The organism is Frigoribacterium sp. PhB24 (assembly GCF_003755185.1).
Lineage (GTDB): Bacteria > Actinomycetota > Actinomycetes > Actinomycetales > Microbacteriaceae > Frigoribacterium.
The window spans coordinates 1-1,165 of record NZ_RKIC01000008.1 but is presented as its reverse complement, the minus strand read 5'-3'; the positions used below and the strand labels follow the sequence as shown (position 1 = coordinate 1,165).

Below are 1,165 nucleotides of genomic sequence, written 5' to 3'. Positions count from 1 at the left end.
TGGGCCAGGCGTGACCAGATCAGCGTGATGATCACGATCGACGCCAGCAACGACAAGCCGAACATCGCGTAGCACCCCCAGAGCATGTTCTGCCTCGCCTGCCCCGCGGGCAGGAAGGGCAGCAGCAGCGCACCGGTCGAGGCAGACACCATCGGGGGAACCACGGGCATGAGCCAGCCGCCGAACGCACTGTCGGGGGCCGTGTCGTGCCGGGTGAACGTCAGGTACGGGACCGCGATCGCGCTGACGAGGCCGAGCACCGTGCCGATGGTCCACAACACCCAGTCGATGCCGACCGCCAGGGGCGTACCGAGGACGTCTTTGCCCAAGAGGAGGGTGCCCGCGCCGACGGTCAGCAGCGCCATGGGCGGTGCCCCGTAGAAGTGCGCCATCACCGGATTGAGATGATGCCCCCGCGCGGTGGCTCGGTAACGCACCCAGTGCATGACGGTCGCTGTGCTGAGAGCGACCAACAACACGCTGGCCAGTGCCCAGACGATGGTCGCGGCCGGGCGCAGCCCCGGGAACTGCAACGGCAGGGTCGCCGCGGCGTTGGCGACGATGCCGGTCCCCATGATCGACGCGAACCAGTTCGGGGTCAGGTTCGACACGATCTGCCCGCGGTGCTCGAGCTGGCGGAACAGACCGCGCGTGCGGGGAGGGGCGACAGTCGGTGTGATCGCGGCAGGCATGCCTCGATCTTCGTACGTGCGTCCGGCTGCCGATACGGGCGGATGCTTGTGGTGTCACAATCGATCCTTGTGACCGGACTCCCTGTTGATCTCGAGACGCTCCGACTGCTGGAGGCGATCTCGAGATCGGGCAGTCTGGGCCGTGCCGCGACATCGGTGGGCATCAGCCAGCAGGCGGCGTCGTCTCGCATCACGGGCGCCGAGCGGCGGCTGGGTCGCACGTTGCTCGTCCGCTCTCGGGCGGGCTCGGCGCTGACCGAGCACGGACTCCTGGTGTGCGAGTGGGGCCGACCTGTGCTCGAGGCGGCGACCACCTTCGAACGATCGCTGCACACCCTGATGGCCGGCGCCTCCGACGCTCTCCTCGTCGCGGCGAGCCAGACGGTGTCAGAGGCGCTGATGCCCCGCTGGATGACAGCGGCAGCGGATCGTGTCCGGGTGCGCCTGGAATCGGGCAACAGCGACTGGGTCGT

At 68.6% G+C, this 1,165-nt stretch carries 1 protein-coding gene and 1 pseudogene; one reads left to right on the top strand and one right to left on the bottom strand.

What is annotated here, in order from left to right; genetic code table 11:
• A pseudogene (locus EDF50_RS00615) lies at positions 1 to 692 on the bottom strand (C4-dicarboxylate ABC transporter); the annotation flags it as partial.
• Positions 693 to 761: 69 nt separating this feature from the next.
• Between EDF50_RS00615 and EDF50_RS00610 the strand changes: the two are divergent.
• A partial coding sequence (locus EDF50_RS00610) for a LysR family transcriptional regulator (RefSeq protein ID WP_158612600.1) occupies positions 762 to 1,165 on the top strand: 404 nt, incomplete at its 3' end.